General features: G+C 33.4%; 21 protein-coding genes. All 21 read left to right on the top strand.

What is annotated here, in order from left to right; genetic code table 11:
* The first annotated feature begins 263 nt into the window (after positions 1 to 263).
* The 21 genes from C4S29_RS00265 to C4S29_RS00160 all read left to right on the top strand — a co-directional run bounded on the left by C4S29_RS00265 (position 264) and on the right by C4S29_RS00160 (position 20,553).
* Positions 264 to 770, top strand: a complete 507-nt coding sequence (locus tag C4S29_RS00265) for an NADH-quinone oxidoreductase subunit NuoE family protein (RefSeq protein WP_103912127.1) — start codon at positions 264 to 266, stop codon at positions 768 to 770.
* An 11-nt stretch (positions 771 to 781) separates the two neighbouring features.
* The gene (gene nuoF, locus C4S29_RS00260) at positions 782 to 2,143 is read left to right on the top strand and encodes an NADH-quinone oxidoreductase subunit NuoF (protein ID WP_103912126.1); all 1,362 of its coding nucleotides are present in this window, start codon (positions 782 to 784) and stop codon (positions 2,141 to 2,143) included.
* 155 nt (positions 2,144 to 2,298) lie between these two features.
* The gene (locus C4S29_RS00255; RefSeq protein WP_394338655.1) at positions 2,299 to 3,027 is read left to right on the top strand and encodes a hypothetical protein; all 729 of its coding nucleotides are present in this window, start codon (positions 2,299 to 2,301) and stop codon (positions 3,025 to 3,027) included.
* 30 nt (positions 3,028 to 3,057) lie between these two features.
* Positions 3,058 to 4,062 carry a 2Fe-2S iron-sulfur cluster-binding protein gene (locus tag C4S29_RS00250; RefSeq protein WP_103912994.1) on the top strand — a complete coding sequence of 335 codons (1,005 nt, stop codon included), beginning with the start codon at positions 3,058 to 3,060 and terminating at the stop codon, positions 4,060 to 4,062.
* Between the two features lie 3 nt (positions 4,063 to 4,065).
* Positions 4,066 to 5,139 carry an NADH-quinone oxidoreductase subunit NuoH gene (gene nuoH, locus C4S29_RS00245; protein ID WP_103912125.1) on the top strand — a complete coding sequence of 358 codons (1,074 nt, stop codon included), beginning with the start codon at positions 4,066 to 4,068 and terminating at the stop codon, positions 5,137 to 5,139.
* A 9-nt stretch (positions 5,140 to 5,148) separates the two neighbouring features.
* Complete coding sequence (locus tag C4S29_RS00240) at positions 5,149 to 5,592, top strand: hypothetical protein (RefSeq protein ID WP_103912124.1); 444 nt, start codon at positions 5,149 to 5,151, stop codon at positions 5,590 to 5,592.
* Positions 5,593 to 5,649: 57 nt separating this feature from the next.
* Positions 5,650 to 6,201, top strand: a complete 552-nt coding sequence (locus C4S29_RS00235) for a NuoI/complex I 23 kDa subunit family protein (RefSeq protein WP_103912123.1) — start codon at positions 5,650 to 5,652, stop codon at positions 6,199 to 6,201.
* A 4-nt stretch (positions 6,202 to 6,205) separates the two neighbouring features.
* Complete coding sequence (locus tag C4S29_RS00230) at positions 6,206 to 6,703, top strand: NADH-quinone oxidoreductase subunit J family protein (RefSeq protein WP_103912122.1); 498 nt, start codon at positions 6,206 to 6,208, stop codon at positions 6,701 to 6,703.
* Between the two features lie 2 nt (positions 6,704 to 6,705).
* Complete coding sequence (gene nuoK, locus C4S29_RS00225) at positions 6,706 to 7,035, top strand: NADH-quinone oxidoreductase subunit NuoK (RefSeq protein ID WP_103912121.1); 330 nt, start codon at positions 6,706 to 6,708, stop codon at positions 7,033 to 7,035.
* A gap of 6 nt (positions 7,036 to 7,041) precedes the next feature.
* On the top strand, positions 7,042 to 8,937 hold the full coding sequence (gene nuoL / locus C4S29_RS00220) for an NADH-quinone oxidoreductase subunit L (RefSeq protein ID WP_103912120.1): 1,896 nt from the start codon (positions 7,042 to 7,044) through the stop codon (positions 8,935 to 8,937).
* Entirely contained in the window at positions 8,938 to 10,431 is a 1,494-nt protein-coding gene (locus C4S29_RS00215) for a complex I subunit 4 family protein (protein ID WP_103912119.1), read from the top strand.
* A gap of 182 nt (positions 10,432 to 10,613) precedes the next feature.
* Positions 10,614 to 11,993, top strand: a complete 1,380-nt coding sequence (locus tag C4S29_RS00210) for an NADH-quinone oxidoreductase subunit N (RefSeq protein WP_103912118.1) — start codon at positions 10,614 to 10,616, stop codon at positions 11,991 to 11,993.
* A gap of 310 nt (positions 11,994 to 12,303) precedes the next feature.
* Positions 12,304 to 12,747, top strand: a complete 444-nt coding sequence (locus C4S29_RS00205) for a hypothetical protein (RefSeq protein ID WP_103912117.1) — start codon at positions 12,304 to 12,306, stop codon at positions 12,745 to 12,747.
* 604 nt (positions 12,748 to 13,351) lie between these two features.
* Complete coding sequence (locus tag C4S29_RS00195) at positions 13,352 to 13,963, top strand: MFS transporter (RefSeq protein ID WP_103912115.1); 612 nt, start codon at positions 13,352 to 13,354, stop codon at positions 13,961 to 13,963.
* 358 nt (positions 13,964 to 14,321) lie between these two features.
* A complete protein-coding gene (locus C4S29_RS00190) occupies positions 14,322 to 14,918 on the top strand; it encodes a TetR/AcrR family transcriptional regulator (RefSeq protein ID WP_103912114.1) in 597 nt (198 codons plus the stop codon).
* Between the two features lie 47 nt (positions 14,919 to 14,965).
* On the top strand, positions 14,966 to 16,213 hold the full coding sequence (locus C4S29_RS00185) for a TolC family protein (protein ID WP_103912113.1): 1,248 nt from the start codon (positions 14,966 to 14,968) through the stop codon (positions 16,211 to 16,213).
* 71 nt (positions 16,214 to 16,284) lie between these two features.
* The gene (locus C4S29_RS00180) at positions 16,285 to 17,256 is read left to right on the top strand and encodes an HlyD family secretion protein (protein WP_103912112.1); all 972 of its coding nucleotides are present in this window, start codon (positions 16,285 to 16,287) and stop codon (positions 17,254 to 17,256) included.
* Positions 17,257 to 17,318: 62 nt separating this feature from the next.
* Positions 17,319 to 18,242 carry an ABC transporter ATP-binding protein gene (locus C4S29_RS00175; protein ID WP_103912111.1) on the top strand — a complete coding sequence of 308 codons (924 nt, stop codon included), beginning with the start codon at positions 17,319 to 17,321 and terminating at the stop codon, positions 18,240 to 18,242.
* Position 18,243: 1 nt separating this feature from the next.
* Positions 18,244 to 18,996: an ABC transporter ATP-binding protein gene (locus C4S29_RS00170; protein ID WP_103912110.1), complete on the top strand. Its 753-nt coding sequence runs from the start codon at positions 18,244 to 18,246 to the stop codon at positions 18,994 to 18,996.
* Positions 18,997 to 19,053: 57 nt separating this feature from the next.
* Positions 19,054 to 19,416, top strand: coding sequence for a four helix bundle protein (locus tag C4S29_RS00165; RefSeq protein WP_103912993.1), 363 nt, complete (start codon positions 19,054 to 19,056; stop codon positions 19,414 to 19,416).
* Positions 19,417 to 19,452: 36 nt separating this feature from the next.
* Positions 19,453 to 20,553, top strand: a complete 1,101-nt coding sequence (locus C4S29_RS00160; RefSeq protein ID WP_103912109.1) for an ABC transporter permease — start codon at positions 19,453 to 19,455, stop codon at positions 20,551 to 20,553.
* Positions 20,554 to 20,690 lie beyond the last annotated feature (137 nt).

Raw genomic sequence — 20,690 nt, 5'->3', positions numbered from 1 at the left:
AAATTTTAGATGATGAAAAATAAAAAATTAAGTTCTCTTAAAGGAATAATATTGATGATTTCATTTTCAATTTTTTCTGTTTACAGAAGTTTAAACTCTGGAAATAATTGGAAAACAATCGCAGGGTTTTCAGCATTATTTATTTTTACTTCAATGTATATTGTTTTGTATAAAAGAATTAAAAAACAAGAAATAAATTAAATATTATAAATTAAGTTTTGGAAATTTAAAATCTAAAATTTAAAATTTAAAATTATAAATAAGTGAGTGAAATAACTTTTAAACCTGAAACTTTAGAAAAAGTTCAGACTATTATAAAAAGATATCCAGAAGGAAAAAGCAAATCTGCTTTAATTCCTGTTTTGCATTTAGCGCAGAAAGAATTTGGAGGATGGTTAAGCGTACCAGTGATGGATTATGTGGCGGAAGTTTTAAACCTTTTGCCAATTGAAGTTTATGAAGTGGCTACATTTTACAGCATGTTTAATATGAAACCGGTCGGTAAATTTGTTTTAGAAGTTTGCAGAACAGGACCTTGTATGTTAAATGGAAGTGAGAAAATCTTGGATCACATCAGAACTACATTAAACATCAAAGACGGAGAAACGACCGAAGATGGTTTATTTACATTAAAACCAGCCGAATGTTTAGGTGCTTGTGGTTATGCACCTATGATGCAATTAGGCAAATTTTATCATGAACATTTAACAATAGAAAAAGTTGATGAAATTCTCCAGCTTTGTAGAGAAGGACAATTAGCTTTAGATTAATAAAATAAAAAATGAGTAAAAAACTTTTACTTAAAGACGCACATATAGAAGGCATTCGCTACTTTGAAACCTACCGAAAACACGGCGGTTATGAAGCAGTTGAAAAAGCTTTTAAAATGACGCCCGAAGAAATTACCGAAGAAGTAAAAACCTCTGGTCTTAGAGGTCGTGGTGGCGCAGGATTTCCGACAGGTTTAAAATGGAGTTTTCTTGCAAAACCAGAAGGCGTACCAAGACATTTGGTAGTAAATGCGGATGAATCCGAACCCGGAACTTTCAAAGACCGTTATTTAATGGAGTTTTTACCGCATCTTTTAATAGAAGGAATGATAATTTCTTCCTTTGCATTAGGTGCAAATGCATCATATATCTATATCCGCGGAGAATATTCTTGGATTCCAGACATTTTAGAAAAAGCCATAGAAGAGGCTAAAAAAGCAGGATTTTTAGGTAAAAATATTTTAAATTCTGGCTTCGATCTAGAAATTTATGTTCATCGTGGCGCAGGTGCTTACATCTGCGGAGAAGAAACTGCTTTATTAGAATCTCTTGAAGGCAAACGCGGAAACCCAAGATTAAAACCACCATTCCCAGCAGTGAAAGGCGCTTGGGAAAGACCAACTGTCGTGAATAATGTAGAAACAATCGCAGCAGTTGTTCCAATTATTAATATTACTGGAGCAGAATATGCTAAAATTGGAGTTGGCCGTTCCACGGGAACAAAATTAATTTCAGCGTGTGGAAACATCAATAAACCAGGTGTTTATGAAATCGACATGACCATTTCTGTTCACGATTTCATCTACTCTGATGAATATTGTGGTGGAATCCCGAATGGTAAAAAACTAAAAGCCTGTATTCCAGGAGGAAGTTCAGTTCCAATTGTTCCTGCAAATTTATTATTAAAAACCATTAACGGAGAAGATAGAATAATGAATTATGAATCGCTTGCTGATGGCGGTTTCGCAACAGGAACGATGATGGGTTCTGGTGGATTTATTGTTTTAGATGAAGACCAATCAGTTGTAGAACACACCATGACTTTAGCAAGATTTTACAACCACGAAAGTTGTGGCCAATGTACACCTTGTAGAGAAGGAACAGGCTGGATGTATAGAATTTTGAAAAAAATTCACTCAGGAAACGGCGAAATGAAAGACATTGATTTGCTTTGGGATATCCAGAGAAAAATTGAGGGAAACACCATTTGTCCGCTTGGAGATGCTGCTGCATGGCCAGTTGCTGCGGCAATTAGACATTTTAGAGATGAGTTTGAATGGTATATTGATAATCCTGAATCTCAAACAAGAAATTACGGTTTGGCAAATTATGCAAATCCAATCCCAACGCCTGAACTTCAAAATATTAAATAAAAGTGAAAAATAAGATATTAATTTCTGCAATCTTTTTGTTATTTGGATTTAATTTTTCGTCCGCGCAGCAATCAGATTCTAATTCTGAAGTTGTTTCCGGAACATCCAATAATCTAGATGTTAATACAAATCCAAGTCCTTTTAGAAAAGGAAGCATGTTCGTTTTTTATGGTTGGAATAGAGCTGCTTTTACAAAATCTGATATTCATTTTAAAGGAAATGGCTATGATTTTCAATTAAATAATGTAGTAGCGCATGACAGACAAACCTCATTTGGAATCGTTTATTTTGACCCAAGATGGTTCACTGTGACGCAATATAATTTTAGAGTAGGTTATTTTTTAAAAGACAATCTTGCTTTAGTTTTGGGAATAGACCACATGAAATATGTAATGGATCAAAACCAAACCGTTGATTTTAAAGGAAATATTTCTGATCCCAAATATGCGGCTTATGTGCAAAATGGACAAGTCGATTTATCTGATGCCAATTTTCTTACTTTTGAACACACAGACGGTTTAAATTATGAAAATTTAGGCTTAGAAAAATATAAAAGTTTAATAAATAAAGAAAAAATAGATTTAGTTTGGTCTTATGGCGGCGGATTAGGCGTGATGTTTCCAAAAAGTAATGTAAAACTATTTGGCAATGAAAGAAGTGATCGTTTTCACGTTGCGGGAATGGGCGCAGATTTAAGAAGCAGTCTCAATTTTATTTATCATAAACATTGGATGTTGAGATTAGAAGCAAAAGCAGGATATATCAATATGTGGGATATTAAAACTACATTAAATAATAAACCAGATTTCGCCAAACAACATTTTGTTTTCGGACAATTGCTTGGTGGAATTGGATATACATTTCAGACTAAGAAAAAATTATAAATCATATTGCCAATTGGCAAAACAAAAAATATGAGCGAAGAAATTAAAAAATTTAAAGTAACTATTGATGGGCAAACTACAGAAGTTGCGCCAGGAACTACTATTTTAAATGCGGCACGCCAAATCGGTGGTCGCTCTGTTCCACCAGCAATGTGTTATTATTCATCTTTGGAAACCAGCGGCGGAAGATGCAGAACTTGTTTGGTAGAAGTAAGCAAAGGTTCTGATGCAGATACCCGACCAATGCCAAAATTAGTTGCAAGCTGCAGAACCACAGTGATGGACGGAATGGAAGTTAAAAATTTGACTTCACCGAAAACACAAGAAGCAAGACACGCCGTTACCGAATTTTTGTTAATTAATCATCCTTTAGATTGCCCAATCTGCGACCAAGCAGGAGAATGTCATTTGCAGGATTTGGCTTATGAAAATGGTGAAGAACAAACAAGAACAGAATTTGAGCGTAGAACTTTCGAGCCAGAAGACATTGGTCCTTATATCAAATTAAATATGAACCGTTGCATTTTATGTGCAAGATGCGTTTTGGCAGCCAATCAATTAACAGAAGAAAGAGAACATGGAATTCTTTTCCGCGGCGATCATGCAGAAATTTCTACTTATTTAAACAAAGCTTTAGATAATGATTTTATCGGAAATGTAATTGACGTTTGCCCTGTTGGCGCATTAACGGATAGAACTTCACGATTTATGAGTCGCGTTTGGTTTACAAAACCAATGGATGCACATTGCAATTGTGATAAATGTTCTGGCAAAGCCGTAGTTTGGCTAAAAGGCGACGAAGTGATACGAGTAACAGCCAGAAAAGACCAATATGATGAAGTTGCAAAAGAAGATTATATTTGCAATACTTGTAGATTTGAGAGAAAAAATGCAAAAGATTGGGTGATTGAAGGACCAAGACATATTGACAGACATTCGGTGATTTCCTTAAATCATTATCAAAAACCAATCGATACACTTCGATTGCTTGATAATCCGGATGCGAAAGAAATTAGTAAAAAAGATGAAATCTAAGTTATGGGAATACTAACTTTTAAATTAATATTGGTTTTTTGCCTTTTTTTATTGGCGCTCACTGTAGCCGCCTACTCCACATGGGCAGAAAGAAAAGTGGCCGCCGTTATGCAAGACAGAATGGGACCAAGTCGCGCAGGCCCATTTGGTTTACTGCAGCCAATTGCAGATGGTGGGAAATTTTTCTTTAAAGAAGATTTTACACCTGCAAATGCTGAAAAATTTCTTTTTATAATCGGGCCATCTTTAGTGATGTTTATTTCATTAATCACAGGCGCTGTAATTCCTTGGGGAAAATCTTTAAGTTTTGGCGGACAAAGTTATGCGCTACAAGTAGCAAATATCGATGTTGGTGTTTTATATTTAATTGGTATGGTTTCCATCGGTGTTTATGGCATCATGATTGGCGGCTGGGCTTCAAATAATAAATATTCCCTAATTGGTGCGATTCGCGCTTCTTCCCAAATGATTTCTTATGAACTTGCGATGGGATTATGCTTACTCGCTATTATAATGATGACGGGAAGTTTAGATTTAAAAGTCATCACAGAAAACCAATCTTCTGGAAAACTTTGGGGTGTTATTCCTTGGGTTTCTGGTATGAATTGGAATGTTTTTTACCAACCCGTCGCTTTCATCATATTTTTTATTGCAGCATTAGCAGAATGCAACAGACACCCATTTGATTTAGCGGAATGTGAATCTGAATTAGTAAATGGCTATCACACAGAATATTCTTCAATGAAACTGGGGCTTTACATGTTCGGCGAATATGTGAATATGTTTATTTCTAATGCATTGATGGTGGTTTTATTTTTGGGCGGATACAATTTCCCAGGCATACATTGGGCTACAGAACATTGGAGCGAAAACACAGTTGGGATATTATCAATTTTAGCATTTTTAACTAAAACCTTCATCGGAATTTTGATATTTATGTGGGTAAGATGGACTTTGCCACGTTTTAGATACGACCAATTAATGCACCTTGGCTGGAAAAAATTTATCCCTATTGCATTAATAAATTTAGTTTTAACTGGCGGAATAATTTTAGTATTTGAACATTTTTTTAAATAAATCTAAAAGATGAAAATTAAATACTTCTATTTTTCAATATTTTTAGCACTTTTTTCTTGTAATAAAATTAAAGAAACAGCAAAAAGTACTATAAATAAAAGCGGAGAGATAGTAAGTAAAAGTGGGGCAGAATTTGCCGATGGATTAAAAAAAGGAGTTGATGAAACCTTTAAAAATGAATTAATACTTTCAGACCAACTTAAAAAAGAAAATATAGAAGTCGGAAAATTAGATTATGAGAATGATGATGTAAATGGTAATAAAGTTAAAATTTATTTAATTTTTAAAAAGCCAATAAATAAGAAAATAACTGTCAAACTGTTAGATTCTGAAAAGAAAGAATATGCAAGAATTGATGATACTTTAATTGCAAATGAAAATCAGTCCAAAAACATTGAATGGAATTTTGGGAAAACATTTATCCAGTCAAGAGGTTTTATAAAAATTGAATAAAAAATTAATTTTAATATTGGTAAATTTTTACACTATTAAATTGTTAGATTAAATAAAATGAAATTAACAAACAGATCAAAAGTCGTCTCCAATAAAAAGATGACCGTTGGTGAAAAATTATATCTTCCTGCTATTTTGAAGGGAATGGGCATCACCATGAAGCATGCTGTAAATACAGTTGTAAATGGCTCACAAACCATCAAATATCCTGAAGAAGTGAAACCACGCGCAAAAGTTTGGCGTGGTATGCATGTTTTAAAAATAGATGATGAAGGCAGAGAACGTTGCACCGCTTGCGGTTTATGCGCAGTTGCTTGCCCTGCAGAAGCCATCACCATGACGGCTGCAGAAAGAAAAAAAGAAGACCAAAATCTGTACAGAGAAGAAAAATATGCGGAAATCTATGAAATAGATATGTTGCGTTGTATTTTCTGTGGCATGTGTGAAGAAGCTTGCCCGAAATCAGCGATTTATTTAACAGATAGATTAGTTGATGTAGAAACCAACCGTGGATCTTTTGTTTATGGTAAAGATAAATTAGTTGAAACACTAGAAAACAGAATTGATGTTTCTGGAAGACAATCTGAAGAACAAAAAAAATTAGTTTAAGAAAATGGAGCAAATTCTTTTTTTTATAGTGGCTTTTGTTGCATGTATTAGTGCAATTTATTTCGTTTTTGCGAAAAATCCGCTTTACAGTATTTTATCATTAATTGTTACTTTTTTCTCTATCGCAGGACTTTATATTTTGCTTAATGCACAGTTTTTAGGCATTGTACAAATCATAGTTTACGCCGGAGCGATTATGGTTTTATTCCTATATATTTTGATGATGTTGAATTTAAACCAAGCCGATGAAAGCAAAAAGCCAAGTTATGGCAAATATATCGCGGTTTTTTCGGCCTGCATTTTATTTATCGGGATGCTTGGTGCTTACAAAGGAATGGCGATGAACTCGGTTGCATCTAGCAGCATAAATCAATCTGCAGGTTTAACAAAAGATTTAGGAAGATTATTGTTTAATGAATATGTTTTACCCTTCGAACTGGCTTCAATACTTATTTTAGCAGGAATTGTGGGAGCGGTTTTAATTGGTAAAAAAGATATATAATTATGGGAGAAACCAATACTTTTATACAAAGTGTACCTTTAGAATATTTTATTATTCTCAGTACGTTTTTGTTTTGTTTAGGCGTTTTAGGCGTTTTAGTTCGTAGAAATGCAATCGTGATTTTAGGTTGTGTAGAATTGATGTTAAATTCTGTAAACCTTTTATTGGCGGCATTTTCAAGTTACAAAGGCGACGGAAACGGCCAGATTTTAGTATTTTTCATAATGGTAGTTGCCGCCGCAGAAGTTGCTGTTGGTTTAGCAATTATCGCAATGATGTACAGAAATTCAAAATCAGTGGACATTAGTATTTTTAATAAATTAAGAGGTTAAAAAAGAATGGAAAATTTAGTTTACGCAATCATACTTTTACCTCTCGCAGGTTTCTTATTTAATGGTTTTATCGGTAAAAAACTACCAAAATTAGTCGTTGGTACTTTAGCAACTTTAGTGGTTTTCGCATCTTTTTGTATCGCCGTTAAAATATTTCTTGGCTTTGATGAAAATTCCTCGCCAGTTGTAATTAAAGCATTTGAATGGTTTCAAGTGAATGGAATGCAGATTAACTTCGCCTTCCAAATAGACCAACTTTCTTTGATGATGATTATGATTATCACGGGAATTGGTTCTTTAATTCACCTCTACTCCATCGGTTATATGAGCCACGACAAAGGCTTTTCAAGATTTTTTGCTTATTTAAATTTATTTATTTTTTCCATGCTACTTTTGGTAATGGGAAGTAATTATTTAATATTATTTATCGGTTGGGAAGGCGTTGGTGTTTGTTCTTATCTATTAATCGGATTTTGGTATAAAAATGAAGATTTTGGAAAAGCTGCTCGCAAAGCATTCATTATGAACAGAATTGGTGATTTGGCTTTGGTAGTCGGTATTTTTGTAATTGCACAACAAATGAATGCGATAGATTACATGACAGTTTCTCAAAACGCAGGAAAATTTGAATTAAATTCTCCAGTAATCGTTTTCATCACATTAAGTTTATTTATCGGCGCAATCGGAAAATCGGCACAAATCCCACTATTTACTTGGTTACCAGATGCGATGGCTGGTCCAACTCCAGTTTCCGCCTTGATTCACGCGGCAACAATGGTTACAGCAGGCGTTTATCTAGTTGTAAGAAGCAACTTTCTTTTCTCACTTGCGCCATCCACTTTAGATATTATTTTATTTATTGGTCTCGCCACATCTTTAGTTGCAGCATTCATAGGTTTGAGGCAAAATGATATTAAAAAAGTTTTAGCCTATTCCACAGTTTCCCAACTTGGTTTCATGTTTATTGCTCTCGGAGCGGGCGCTTATACAACAGCAATGTTTCATTTAATGACGCATGCTTTCTTTAAAGCACTATTATTCTTAGGAGCAGGTTCGGTAATTCACGCCATGAGTGACGAACAAGATATGCGCAAAATGGGTGGTTTAAGAAAGAAAATTCCATTAACTTATATTACATTTTTAATAGGAACTTTGGCTATTTCTGGGATTCCTTTCTTTTCTGGAATGATTTCTAAAGATGAAATTTTAGCAGCCACTTGGGTAAAAAGTCCAGTAATTTGGTTTTTAACTTTATTCAGTGCCGCTTTAACGGGCGTTTATATGTTCCGTTTATTATTCTTAACCTTTTTCGGAGAATTTAGAGGAACTGAAGAACAAAAAAAACACATACACGAAAGCCCTGCTACAATGACGATTCCACTTATTGTTTTAGCAGTTTTGGCACTTTTCGGTGGTTTTATAAATCTACCACATTTTGTGGGTCACGAATATTCATTAAAACTCGACCATTGGTTGCATCACATTTATTTATTTGATGTTCAGCAAGCAGAAATACCTTTATGGAAAGAACTTTCTCTAATGGCGGTTACCGTTTTGGTTGTACTTGTTATTTTATTTGTACTTTACAAAATGTACGTTAAAAACGGCAAAGCAGCCCTTCCGGAAAACGAGTACACAGGCTGGGAAAGACTTTCCACCAAAAAATTATTTATTGATGAAATTTATCATGCAACAGTCGTAAAACCAATTGAAGGTTTGGGCCGCGCGGGAAAAATGTTCGACAAAGAAATTTTAACACCTTTTACGGATTTCGTTGGTATTGGTGCAGAAGATACAGGAAAATCAATGAAACGTTTTCAAAATGGAAATGTGGAAAACTATGTGCTAATTATGTCTTTAGCGATAGGAATAATTTTAATTGTTAACTTTATATTACAATAAATGTCTGGAGTTTTATTAGCATTATTGCTATTACCTTTAATAGGATCAATTTTTACTTTTTTATGGAAGAACAACAAGTTTAGCAACGATGTTGCACTTGGTTTTTCCCTAGCACAAATGTTTTTGGGCTTTTATGCCTTAGCTTATTTCAATTTCGGACCAACCGTAGATGGCCCTTTGCAATATGAAATAAACATTCCTTTTTCTCATTTTTTAAGAAGTAGCCTTCATTTTGGCATCGATGGTTTGAGTATGGTAATGCTCATTTTAACTAACATTTTAGTTCCATTAATCATATTATCTTCCTTTAATGAAAAACGTTGCTACAGCAATAAATTTTATGGCTTAATTTTATTAATGCAGTTTGGCCTAATCGGCGTTTTTACTTCATTAGACGGTTTGGTTTTCTATGGTTTTTGGGAAATTACTTTAATCCCAATTTGGTTCATTTGCGGACTTTGGGGGCAAGACGATCAAAAATTAAAATTCACAACCAAGTTTTTTGTCTTCACTTTCGTGGGATCATTATTCATGTTGGCTGGTTTAATCTTCGTTTACAATCATTCCGCATCGTTTGCATTGATGGATTTATACCACGCCAATCTCAATTCAACTGAAGAAGTCTTTGTATTTTGGTTTATCTTCGTTGCTTTCGCCGTTAAATTTCCAATTTTCCCATTCCACAATTGGCAAGCAGATACTTACACTTTTGCACCAACACAAGGCTCAATGCTTCTATCTGGTATTATGGCAAAAATGGCTGTTTTCGGATTATTAAGATATTTATTACCAATCACACCACACGCAATTGCCGGCACTTCTGGCGGGATTGTTTTAATGTTGTGCGTTTTCACTGTCGTTTTTGGCGGATTAGTTGCTTTAATTCAGAACGATTCTAAAAGAATTATTGCCTACTCTTCCCTTTCACATATTGGTTTAATAGCGGCAGGTATTTTCGCTTCTGCATTATTAACTTTAAATGGAAGTTTCAGTATAGAAGGCGGACAAGGTGCAATTATTCAAGCATTTGCGCATGGGATAAATGTTGTGGGATTATTTTATTGCGCTGATATTTTATTTAAAAAATTCAAAACTAGGGATATCCGCAAAATGGGCGGTTTGGCAAGTGTAGCACCGAAATTTGCGGTACTTTTTATGATTATTTTATTTGGTTCATTAGGTGTTCCGCTTACGAATGGTTTCATCGGAGAATTTATTTTAATTAAATCAATTTACGATTACAGTATAATTTTAGGCGTTATTTCTGGTTTAACAATGATTTTGGCCGCTGGATATTTATTGCGATTTTATGGAAAAGCCATGTTTGGGAAAGGCGATGAAAGCGTTTTGTCTTCAGTAAAAGATATTTCTGGGATAGAATTTTCGGTTTTGGCAAGTTTAGCAGTTTTTGTAATTGTAATGGGGATATTTCCACAAAGTTTATTAGAAGTCGTAAATAACTCGTTGAAATTGATTTACAGTTCCTTGGTTTAGTAATAAATAAAAATTAAAAAAATTCAGATCAAACTATTAATATTAAGTCTGAAAAAAAATATGTTTTTCTGAAATTTATATTAAGAAAATTCTTAAAATTTACTAAATGAAACGCCTTTGCGTTAAAAATATAAACTAGAAATTACAGAAAATCATTAAATAAAAATTTTCAAAAATAGAATATGAGCGTTATAATTATAATTTTCCTTACCGCAGTGGTAGCACTTTTTTCAGGCGTTTTCGAGCAAGGAAAGTGGGCAAGATATATTGGGATTGCTGGTTTATTGGTAGCATTTTACGTCAGTTTTTTACCAGAACATCAGTTTTTCGCCCAATACAAATCCATGTTTGATTTCAGCCAAACTGCTGCACTTTTCACAAAAATTTCAATTGTAGTTACTCTATTATTGTTTTTCTTGGGCGGTTTCGCGTTTAGCAATCACCGAAGCCATCAATCAGAACTTTATACTTTAATGCTTTTTTCCTTAATCGGCGGTATCATTTTATTTTCTTATCAAAATTTGGTAACATTATTTTTAGGTATCGAAATTTTATCCATTCCTCTTTATGTGATGGCAGGCGCAAGAAAAACAGATTTACGCGCCACAGAAGCCTCCATGAAATATTTTTTAATGGGCGCATTTGCAACGGGCTTTCTGTTATTTGGTGTAGCGCTAATTTATGGCAGCGCAGCAAGTTTTGATCTTTATACCATTCAAGCATTTGGCGTTGCAAATTCAACAAACTTAATGTTTGTAATGGGTTGCGTTTTAATGTTGACCGCGTTGGCTTTTAAAGTTTCACTTGCACCATTCCACATGTGGAGTCCAGATGTTTACCAAGGTTCGCCCTCACTCATCACAACTTTTATGATGACAGTTGTGAAAATTTCTGGTTTTGTTGCACTTTTCCGTTTAATGACCATCGCATTCTACGGTGTTTTCTCCGAATGGATTAATATTTTAGGCGTTCTAGTGATCATCACATTATTATTGGCAAACTTTATGGGATTGGCGCAAAGTAATGCAAAACGAATGCTCGCTTACTCTTCCGTTTCTCACGCGGGTTATATTGCATTAATATTTTTTGGAATTAATAATCTTTCTACTTACAATTTAGCATTTTATCTTTTCGCTTATTCTTTAGCGTCAGTTGGCGTGATGATGTGTTTAATTTATGTGGAAAAAATTAAAAGAGAATGTTCATTTAAAGCCTTTAACGGATTGGCGAAAACAGAACCCATTTTAGCCGTAACTGCTTCTATTTCATTACTTTCAATGGCAGGAATTCCACTTACTGCAGGTTTCGTGGGGAAATTTAGTTTATTTGCACAAGCGATGGACGCGCTTCCGATATTAGTTGTAATCGCCGTGATTGGTTCAGCCATTTCAATTGCATATTATTTAAGATTGATTATCGCTATGTTTTTCTATGAAGAAAGCAGTTTCAACACCACAGAAAAAGTAAGTTTAACTTACAATATTGTAGCGGTTTTCATCATCGCAGCAATCATTACTTTGGGTGTATATCCAGATTTATTTGCTTATCAGTTTGGGTTGTAAAACTTTTCATTAAACAAATAAAAAAAGCATGACAATAAAAGTTATGCTTTTTTTATTTGCATTAAATTTAGATCTAAATCCGATTTCTCCCGCTGCCGCACGATTGCATCGTGTGGTCATAAAAATAAAAAAACTTTTTAATTTGTAAATTAATTTTATCTTTAACAAAGAATTGCATTTTATGAGCAGAAACTACAAATTTCTAAAGTAATAACCACACGAAAGGATTCGTGCGTCAGCGGCGAAATACCAATTCTCTTTCAAGAAGGGACAATTTGTATTTAAAAGTTCTTAATCAAATCAGATAGCAATGAAATTATTTATATTCTTTTTATTATCAATCATATTATATTGTAATAACCAGTCGACTAAAGTTGCGCCTGAATTTGAAAAACCCAAAAAATATTTCCATGAAGATAGCATAAAGTGTAAGCAAGAGACGAAAAATATGATAATTGGAAATTGGGAAAAAATAGACGATGTCAATCTCAAAATTAAAATATCTACTGATTCTATAACTTATTTGTATGGTAAGGATGAAACAAAAGATGTGTTTAAAATAAAAATTATAAATGAATCAAAAAACTGTAATGAATTGTTACCAAACTATCCACCAAGTTGGCTACGGATTGTAGAATATACAAAAGACAACTTATCATCCGACTCAACTATATTGCACATTATAGATCTAAATAATAGCAAGATGGAATTAGCAACAGAAAATAATGATATTATTTTAAAAAAGACTAAATAATTCCCCCACTGCCGCACGATTGAATCGTGTGGTCATAAAAATAAAAAAACTATTTAATTTGCAAATTAATTTTATCTTTAACAAAGAATTGCATTTTATGAGCAGAAACTACAAATTTCTAAAGTAATAACCACACGAAAGGATTCGTGCGGCAGCGGCGCAAAACCGCAATATCGGGTATTTTACTAGCTCATGCCATTAAATAAAAAATAAAATGAGCGGTTGGTATAACTTTTTGTACAATAACTTACCTAAAAATGAACTGAATAATTATACAGAAATATTTTACTTAGGTTCTTGCAATACATTAGAAATTGAAAAAATAAATACTGCGATTTCTAACAAAAATATCTACGAACTTTTATCAAATTGTAAAGTAGATTGCAAAAAAGATAGTTTAGATTTTTTTTGGTTGAAAAATAAAACAAGTTCTAAAATTAGTATTATTTTTGATCCAGTTGAGTTATTTGAAAATTCAATTTTATATAAAACAATCTTTGATTTTGAAAACTGCAATTTTACAAAATTGCCAAATTTTGAAAAAATTAAATAAACTCCGATGCAATCCGTCACCTAATACCGAAAGATTTCAAACGCATCAAAAATGACAAGCACTTCCCAAAAATTCAAAAAATTATTGCCGCTTTTCATCGTTCAGTTTTTCACGTGGCTCGGTCTTTTTTCTATGTGGATTTATTCCGTTCCCGTTGTTTCAAAATATATTTTTAAATTAGGAAACAGCGAATCAAATTTTGAAAACGCCACTTTTTGGGTTGGGATTTATTTTGCGCTTTACAGTATTTTAGGGACAACTTTGGCTTTTTTAATTCAAAAATGGATCAAAAAATTTAATGCTTATTTGGTTCATAGTTTATTTCTGTTGCTCGGAAGTTTTGGTTTAATTTCCATTTATTTCATCAATTCTGCGTACGGATTGTTGCTTTCGTTTGCATTAATTGGCGTTGCTTGGAGCAGCATTTCTACAGTTCCGTATTTGATGGTAGAAAAAATTTCTGAAGACCAAGAAGATGCCGAAAAATACTACGCTATTTTTAATTTTTCAACAGTCATTCCGCAAGTTGTGGCCGCATTTCTCTTGGCTTACCTCACCAAAAACTATTTTGCTGGCGAAACCAACAAAACCATTTTTTTAGGCGGAATTTTTACGTTGATTTCTGCCGCAATTTCCTATTTTCTTTTTCTTAAAAAGAGATAATTCTTAAAAACCTGAGTTCGAATAATAATTTTTTGAAAAACATCAATAGGAACGGGCTTTAGCCCGTTTTGTAAGGTTTTAAATAAGAATTGGCTTTAGCCAAAACCTAATATACGTTTTGGCTAAAGCCAAATGAAGTGTTACATCTTTCATCGGGCTAAAGCCCGACGCAATTGATGTTTTTACGTTATTAATAATCAATACTTTGAAAATTGAATAATAATCAAACTCAGGTTAAAAGTAATTAACTCTAAAAACTTCTAAACCAAAATAAATTTTTCACTTTTTTAATCATTTGATTAATTATTTTGTTTAAATCAAAAATATAATTCTATCTTTGCAGTAGAATTTACATTAAATGACAACAAACGAACTTTCTACGGAAGATAAAATTTTATTAGCCGCATCTAAAGTTTTCACCGAAAAAGGATTCTCAGGAACCAGAACCCGAGATATTGCAGAAGAAGCGGGAATCAACTTGGCGCTACTCAACTACTATTTCCGCACCAAAGAAAAATTGTTCGAGCAAGTGATGAAAGTAAAAGTATTGCTCCTTTTCGGGCAAATAATCCCAATAATTACAAATGAAAAAACGACTTTAGAAGAAAAAATAGATCTGGCAAGCGAAAAATATTTCGAAATTTTATCTAAAAACCCAAACTTACCTCTTTTTGTTTTAAGTGAAATTCAGAAAAAAAACTCCGACTTAAAATCCATTATTCCCTTTAATAAAGTTCTGAAAACGGCTTTTATGCTAAAGCAAATTCAAGAAAGAAAACCCGAGATTAATCCACTTCACATTTTAATTAATTTTTTTAGTATGACAGCATTCCCATTTTTAGCAAAACCAATATTGCAGAATTTTGATTTAATGAATGACAGTGAATTTCAAAAATTTGTAGCAGAAAGAAAGACCTTCGTTCCCATTTGGATGAAGTTGATATTGAATAATTAATCATTTGAAATCAAAAACCTGATGTCTCTCCGTCTAATATCTCGCTCATGAAACATTTAAAATACCTACTTCTCTTCCTTTTTGCCACGATTAATGCACAAACTTTAACTTTGGAAGAATGTTACAATTTAGCAAAACAAAATTATCCACTCATAAAAAGACAGGATTTAATTGCTAAAACCAAAGAATATAATTTGCAAAATGCCGCAAAAGGTTGGTTGCCACAAATACAAATTGTGGGGCAAGCGACTTATCAAAACGATGTGACGCAATTGCCTATAAAAATCCCGAATGTAAATTTAGATCCTGTAAGCAAAGACCAATACAAGGTTTATGCTGATATTCAGCAAAATATTTACGACGGCGGAATGATTGCCAACAAAAAGAAAATAGCAAACATCAATTCTGAAATAGAATTGCAAAAAACCGAAGTTGAAACCGATCAATTAAAATTAAGAATCAACCAAATTTATTTCGGAATTCTACAAACCGATGAGCAACTTTTACAAACTGAACTCACCAAAACAGACCTTTTAAACGGTTTGAAAAAAGCAGAAGCGCAATTGCAAAACGGCGTAATCTTTAAAAGCAATGTAGATGTTTTGAAAGCGCAAATCGTAAATATAGAACAGAAACAAGTGGAACTAAAATCCATGAAAAAAAGTTTTCTGCAAATGCTTTCTCTCTTTATTAAAAAAGATTTAGATGAAAATACAATTCTTCAAAAACCAGAAAAAATCCTCATTAAAGATGAAAATAAAAGAGCAGAACTTCAGCTTTTTGATTTACAAAAACAATCATTAGATCTGCAAAAAGCAACTATCAATTCGAAAAATTTACCAAAATTAGGTGCATTTTTTCAAGGTGGTTACGGAAAACCTGGCTTCAATATGTTGAAAAATGAATTCAATATTTTTTATATCGGCGGTTTACGTTTAAATATTCCGATTTCGGGCTTTTATACCAAGAAAAATGATTTGGCTTTACTCAAAACTCAACAAGAAGAAATAGACGTACAAAAAGAAAATTTTCTCTTTAATCAACAGTTTCAAACCATTCAAAACAATGATGAACTCGATAAAATTCAGCAACTCATTAGCAAAGATGATGAACTTGTAGCATTGCGAGAAAGTATTAAAAATGCCTCCTTCGCACAACTCGAAAATGGCGTAATCACAACCAATGATTATCTCCGAGAAGTGAATGAATTAGACCGTGCAAAAAACCAAAAAATAACCCACGAAATACAATATCTTTTAACACAATATAACCTGAAAACGGAACTTAATCAATAGTTGATGGTTGATAGTTGATAATTGATAATTGATAATTGATAATTGATAATTTAAAAAATAAAAAAATTCCCATGAAAAAATATATCTTTCTGATAAGCATTTTCGCCTTATTTTCCTGCAATAATTCAGATGAAAATTACGATGCTTCTGGGACTTTCGAAGCCGATGAAATATTGGTGACCGCAAAAGCAAACGGAACCATTTTAAAATTAAATTTGGAAGAAGGACAACAACTTTCTGCCCATGAAAAAGTAGGAGAAATAGATCCTAAAAATGTGGAATTGCAAAAAGAACAAGCCATTGCAAGTTTAGATGCAATCGAACAAAAAACGAATTCTGCGCTTCCACAAATTCAGGTTTTAAAAAGCCAGATTTCTGCACAATCTGCAAATATTTCTATTTTAGAAGAGCAACTGCAAAATGCAATTCGAGAACGAAACAGAACCGCAAATTTAGTTGCAAAAGATGCCGCTACAAAAAAACAACTCGACGATGCAAACGGACAAATAAAAGTGATTCAAAAGCAAATTTCCGCAGCGAAAAGTCAGCTAAACATTTTAAAACAACAGATTTCTACCACCACCGAAAACGTTTCGATTCAAAACAGAGCCATTTTAAGTGAAAAAAAAACAAACCAGAAAAAAGTAGAACAGATTGATGAACAACTAACAAACAACACCATTGAAAGTCCAATTTCGGGAATGGTTTTAAGCAAATATTTGTATCAAGGAGAATTTGCACTCATTGGAAAACCGATTTTCAAAATGGCAAATTTGGACGAGATGACTTTAAAAATATTTGTTACGGGAGATCAATTACCGACCATAAAAACCGGTCAAAAAGTAAAAGTTTTAATTGATAACGGAGCAGGAAAAACCAAAGAACTCGACGGAAATATTTACTGGATCAGTTCCAAAGCCGAGTTTACGCCGAAAACCATTCAAACTAAAAATGAAAGAGCCAATTTGGTTTATGCCGTGAAAGTTCACGTAAAAAACGATGGCTACTTGAAAATCGGAATGTACGGCGATGTGAAATTTTAGTAAAAATCTTAAAAAAAAACGTTCAACCATCAACTTTCAACTTTCAATTATCCCCTAAAAAAATGAGATCAATCATCATCAATAACTTAACAAAAACCTACGGCAAGAAAAGCGATAAAGTTCTTGCGGTAGATAACGTGAGTTTTGAAGTGAACCACGGTGAAATTTTTGGATTAATTGGTCCAGATGGAGCCGGAAAAACATCCATATTTAGAATGTTGACCACGGTTTTGTTGCCAGATTCTGGTTCTGCTTCCATAGAAAATTTGGATATGGTGAAAGATTACAAAGAAATTCGTAAGATTTTAGGTTATATGCCTGGAAGATTTTCTTTGTATCAAGATCTAACAATCGAAGAAAATTTAGAATTTTTTGCCAGCGTTTTTAATACGACAATTGCAGAAAATTACGATTTAATCAAAGATATTTACATTCAAATAGAACCTTTTAAAGATCGAAGAGCAGGGAAATTATCGGGCGGAATGAAACAAAAACTCGCGTTATGTTGCGCATTAATTCACAAACCAAAAGTACTTTTTCTGGATGAACCTACAACAGGCGTAGATCCTGTTTCGCGAAAAGAATTTTGGGAAATGCTGAAAAGATTGCAAAAACAAGGCATTACAATGGTTGTCGCAACGCCTTATATGGACGAAGCCGCTTTGTGCGACCGAATTGCATTAATGCAAAACGGAAAAATTCTTTCTATTGATACGCCAGAAAATATAAGTCAATCTTATCCAGATTTACTTTTTGAAGTGAAAGCAGGAAGAACTTCAACCGTTTTGCAAGCATTAGAACATTTCCCAGAAAAGAAAAATGTGTATGCTTATGGCGAATTTGTGCATTTAACAATTGAAAAAAATAACGAAATCAATCCTGAAAAAATCAAAGAATATTTAAAAAATAAAGGTTTCGAAAATATCGAAGTCAATCCTATAAAAGCGAGCATCGAAGATAGTTTTATCCGTTTATTATCAAATTAAAATGAAAATCGAAAATCAAAATATCGCCATCAAAGCAGAAAATATTACCAAAGTTTTTGGAGATTTCACTGCGGTAGATCACATCAGTTTTGAAGTGAAAAAAGGAGAAATTTTCGGTTTCCTTGGTGCAAATGGAGCCGGAAAAACCACGGCGATGCGAATGTTTAGTGGACTTTCTATTCCATCTTCAGGAACTGCAACTGTCGGCGGATTTGATGTTTACACCGAAACGGAAAAAATTAAAAAAAATATCGGATATATGTCTCAAAAGTTTTCTTTATACGGCAATCTAAGTGTAAAAGAAAACCTAGATTTCTTCGGTGGAATCTACGGAATTCCCCGAAAAACTCTTAAAACAAAAGGTGAAGAACTTATCCAAAAATTAGGATTAGAAAAAGAGAAAAATAAATTGGTTTCGGAACTGCCTTTGGGTTGGAAACAAAAACTCGCCTTTTCTGTCGCCATTTTTCACGAACCACAAATTGTTTTTTTAGATGAACCAACCGGCGGTGTTGATCCTGTAACGCGCCGACAATTTTGGGATATGATTTACGAAGCGTCAGATCGTGGAATTACGATTTTTGTAACAACGCATTACATGGACGAAGCCGAATATTGCGACCGAATTTCCATCATGGTCGATGGAAAAATTGCAGCTTTGGATTCACCAGCAAATTTGAAAAAACAATTTGATGCAAAAAATATGGACGATGTTTTTTATGAGTTGGCGAGAGGCGCGAAGAGATTGGAATAGTTGACAGTTGAGAGTGGAAAGTTGATAGCGAAAACAAACAGGATAAAATTTAAAATTATGGAAAATAATACTGTTGCAGAAAAATCGATTGTGTTTTCGATAAGGTTGATAAAAATTTATAAAATATTGACGACTGAAAGGAAAGAATTTATTCTTTCAAAACAATTATTACGAAGCGGAACAGCGATTGGAGCTTTAATTAGAGAAGCGGAACATGCACAATCTAAAGCAGATTTTCTCAATAAAATGAACATCGCTTTAAAAGAAGCAAACGAAACCGATTATTGGTTACTGCTTCTCCACAAAGGCGAATATCTTACTGAAAAAGAATATCAATCTATTACATCAGATTGCACAGAAATTTTAAAAATGCTCATAAAAATTGTAAAAACAACCAAAGAAAATCTCGGAAGAAAATAACTGTCAATTATCAATTGTCACTTATCCACTAAAAAAATGAAGCAACTTCTAACTTTTGTAAAAAAAGAATTTTTACACGTTTTGCGCGATAAAAGGACTTTGATGGTACTTTTCGGAATGCCGATTGTGCAAATTCTGCTTTTTGGCTTTGCTTTGAGCACCGAAGTAAAAGATACAAAATTGGCGATTTTAGACCAAGATAAAACCCAAACTTCGATGGAATTAATTTCAAAAATTGACGCCAATCAATATTTTGATATCGACAAAAATTTAAAATCCATAAACGAAGCAGAAGACGCTTTCAAAGGTGGAAAAATAAAAATGATTTTGGTAATTCCTGCCCAATTTTCGCAAGATATGAACAGCGGAAAAAAAACGCAATTGCAACTCATCTGCGATGGAACCGACATTAATCTCGCCAATCAAATCTATAATTTTATATCGAATATTATTCTAGATTTTTACGGACAACAAACCCTGCATGCAAATTCTGGCGTTCAGCCAGAAATCCGAATGCTTTATAATCCGCAATTAAAAGGCGCGCCAAATTTCGTTCCCGGCGTGATGGCCTTTATTTTACTTATCATTTGTGTTTTGATGACAGCCATTGCAATCGTTCGCGAAAAAGAAACCGGAACCATGGAAATTCTTCTCGTTTCGCCTATGAAACCGTACATTATTATTTTGGCGAAAGCAATTCCTTACTTTATTTTGTCGATTTTAATTCTCATTTCCATCCTCATTTTGAGCGTAAGCGTGCTCGATTTACCCATCCAAGGAAGTTTATTTTTGCTCTTCGGCATCAGTATTATTTTTATTATCACCAATCTTTTGATTGGAATTGTAATTTCCATTGTAACCGATTCTCAACAAACCGCGATGCTCATTTCCCTTATCGGAACGATGCTTCCAACCTTGATGTTAAGCGGTTTTATGTTCCCCGTAGAAAATATGCCAATTCCGCTGCAAGTCGTCGGCAACATCATTCCTGCAAAATGGTACTACGAAATTGTAAAAAATATAATGATCAAAGGAACCGGTCTAGAAGTCGTCTGGAAACACCTTCTCGTCCTTTTGGGAATGATGACGGTTTTATTCATCATCGCCGTGAAAAAATTTAAAATACGTTTAGAATGAAAATAGTTAACGGTTGATGGTTGACGGTTGACGGTTGACAGTTGACAGTTGACGGTTGACGGTTGAAAGTTGACTGTTGGTGGTAATCAATATTTAGTTAATAATTTTAAAATAATTCATATTTTATACTTAATAAT

Source organism: Halpernia humi (genome assembly GCF_900108025.1).
Taxonomy (GTDB): Bacteria; Bacteroidota; Bacteroidia; order Flavobacteriales; family Weeksellaceae; genus Halpernia; species Halpernia humi.
The sequence above is the reverse complement of the archived record's forward strand: the minus strand, read 5'-3'. Positions and strand labels throughout refer to the sequence as shown.

Coding starts and splice junctions, on each gene's coding strand:
- C4S29_RS00190 (WP_103912114.1), top strand. CDS start 14,322: ATGACAACAAACGAACTTTCTACGGAAGATAAAATTTTATTAGCCGCA.
- nuoK (WP_103912121.1), top strand. CDS start 6,706: ATGGGAGAAACCAATACTTTTATACAAAGTGTACCTTTAGAATATTTT.
- nuoF (WP_103912126.1), top strand. CDS start 782: ATGAGTAAAAAACTTTTACTTAAAGACGCACATATAGAAGGCATTCGC.
- C4S29_RS00170 (WP_103912110.1), top strand. CDS start 18,244: ATGAAAATCGAAAATCAAAATATCGCCATCAAAGCAGAAAATATTACC.
- C4S29_RS00235 (WP_103912123.1), top strand. CDS start 5,650: ATGAAATTAACAAACAGATCAAAAGTCGTCTCCAATAAAAAGATGACC.
- C4S29_RS00240 (WP_103912124.1), top strand. CDS start 5,149: ATGAAAATTAAATACTTCTATTTTTCAATATTTTTAGCACTTTTTTCT.
- C4S29_RS00180 (WP_103912112.1), top strand. CDS start 16,285: ATGAAAAAATATATCTTTCTGATAAGCATTTTCGCCTTATTTTCCTGC.
- C4S29_RS00195 (WP_103912115.1), top strand. CDS start 13,352: ATGACAAGCACTTCCCAAAAATTCAAAAAATTATTGCCGCTTTTCATC.
- C4S29_RS00230 (WP_103912122.1), top strand. CDS start 6,206: ATGGAGCAAATTCTTTTTTTTATAGTGGCTTTTGTTGCATGTATTAGT.
- C4S29_RS00165 (WP_103912993.1), top strand. CDS start 19,054: ATGGAAAATAATACTGTTGCAGAAAAATCGATTGTGTTTTCGATAAGG.
- C4S29_RS00210 (WP_103912118.1), top strand. CDS start 10,614: ATGAGCGTTATAATTATAATTTTCCTTACCGCAGTGGTAGCACTTTTT.
- nuoH (WP_103912125.1), top strand. CDS start 4,066: ATGGGAATACTAACTTTTAAATTAATATTGGTTTTTTGCCTTTTTTTA.
- C4S29_RS00185 (WP_103912113.1), top strand. CDS start 14,966: ATGAAACATTTAAAATACCTACTTCTCTTCCTTTTTGCCACGATTAAT.
- nuoL (WP_103912120.1), top strand. CDS start 7,042: ATGGAAAATTTAGTTTACGCAATCATACTTTTACCTCTCGCAGGTTTC.
- C4S29_RS00175 (WP_103912111.1), top strand. CDS start 17,319: ATGAGATCAATCATCATCAATAACTTAACAAAAACCTACGGCAAGAAA.
- C4S29_RS00160 (WP_103912109.1), top strand. CDS start 19,453: ATGAAGCAACTTCTAACTTTTGTAAAAAAAGAATTTTTACACGTTTTG.
- C4S29_RS00215 (WP_103912119.1), top strand. CDS start 8,938: ATGTCTGGAGTTTTATTAGCATTATTGCTATTACCTTTAATAGGATCA.
- C4S29_RS00205 (WP_103912117.1), top strand. CDS start 12,304: ATGAAATTATTTATATTCTTTTTATTATCAATCATATTATATTGTAAT.
- C4S29_RS00255 (WP_394338655.1), top strand. CDS start 2,299: ATGTTCGTTTTTTATGGTTGGAATAGAGCTGCTTTTACAAAATCTGAT.
- C4S29_RS00250 (WP_103912994.1), top strand. CDS start 3,058: ATGAGCGAAGAAATTAAAAAATTTAAAGTAACTATTGATGGGCAAACT.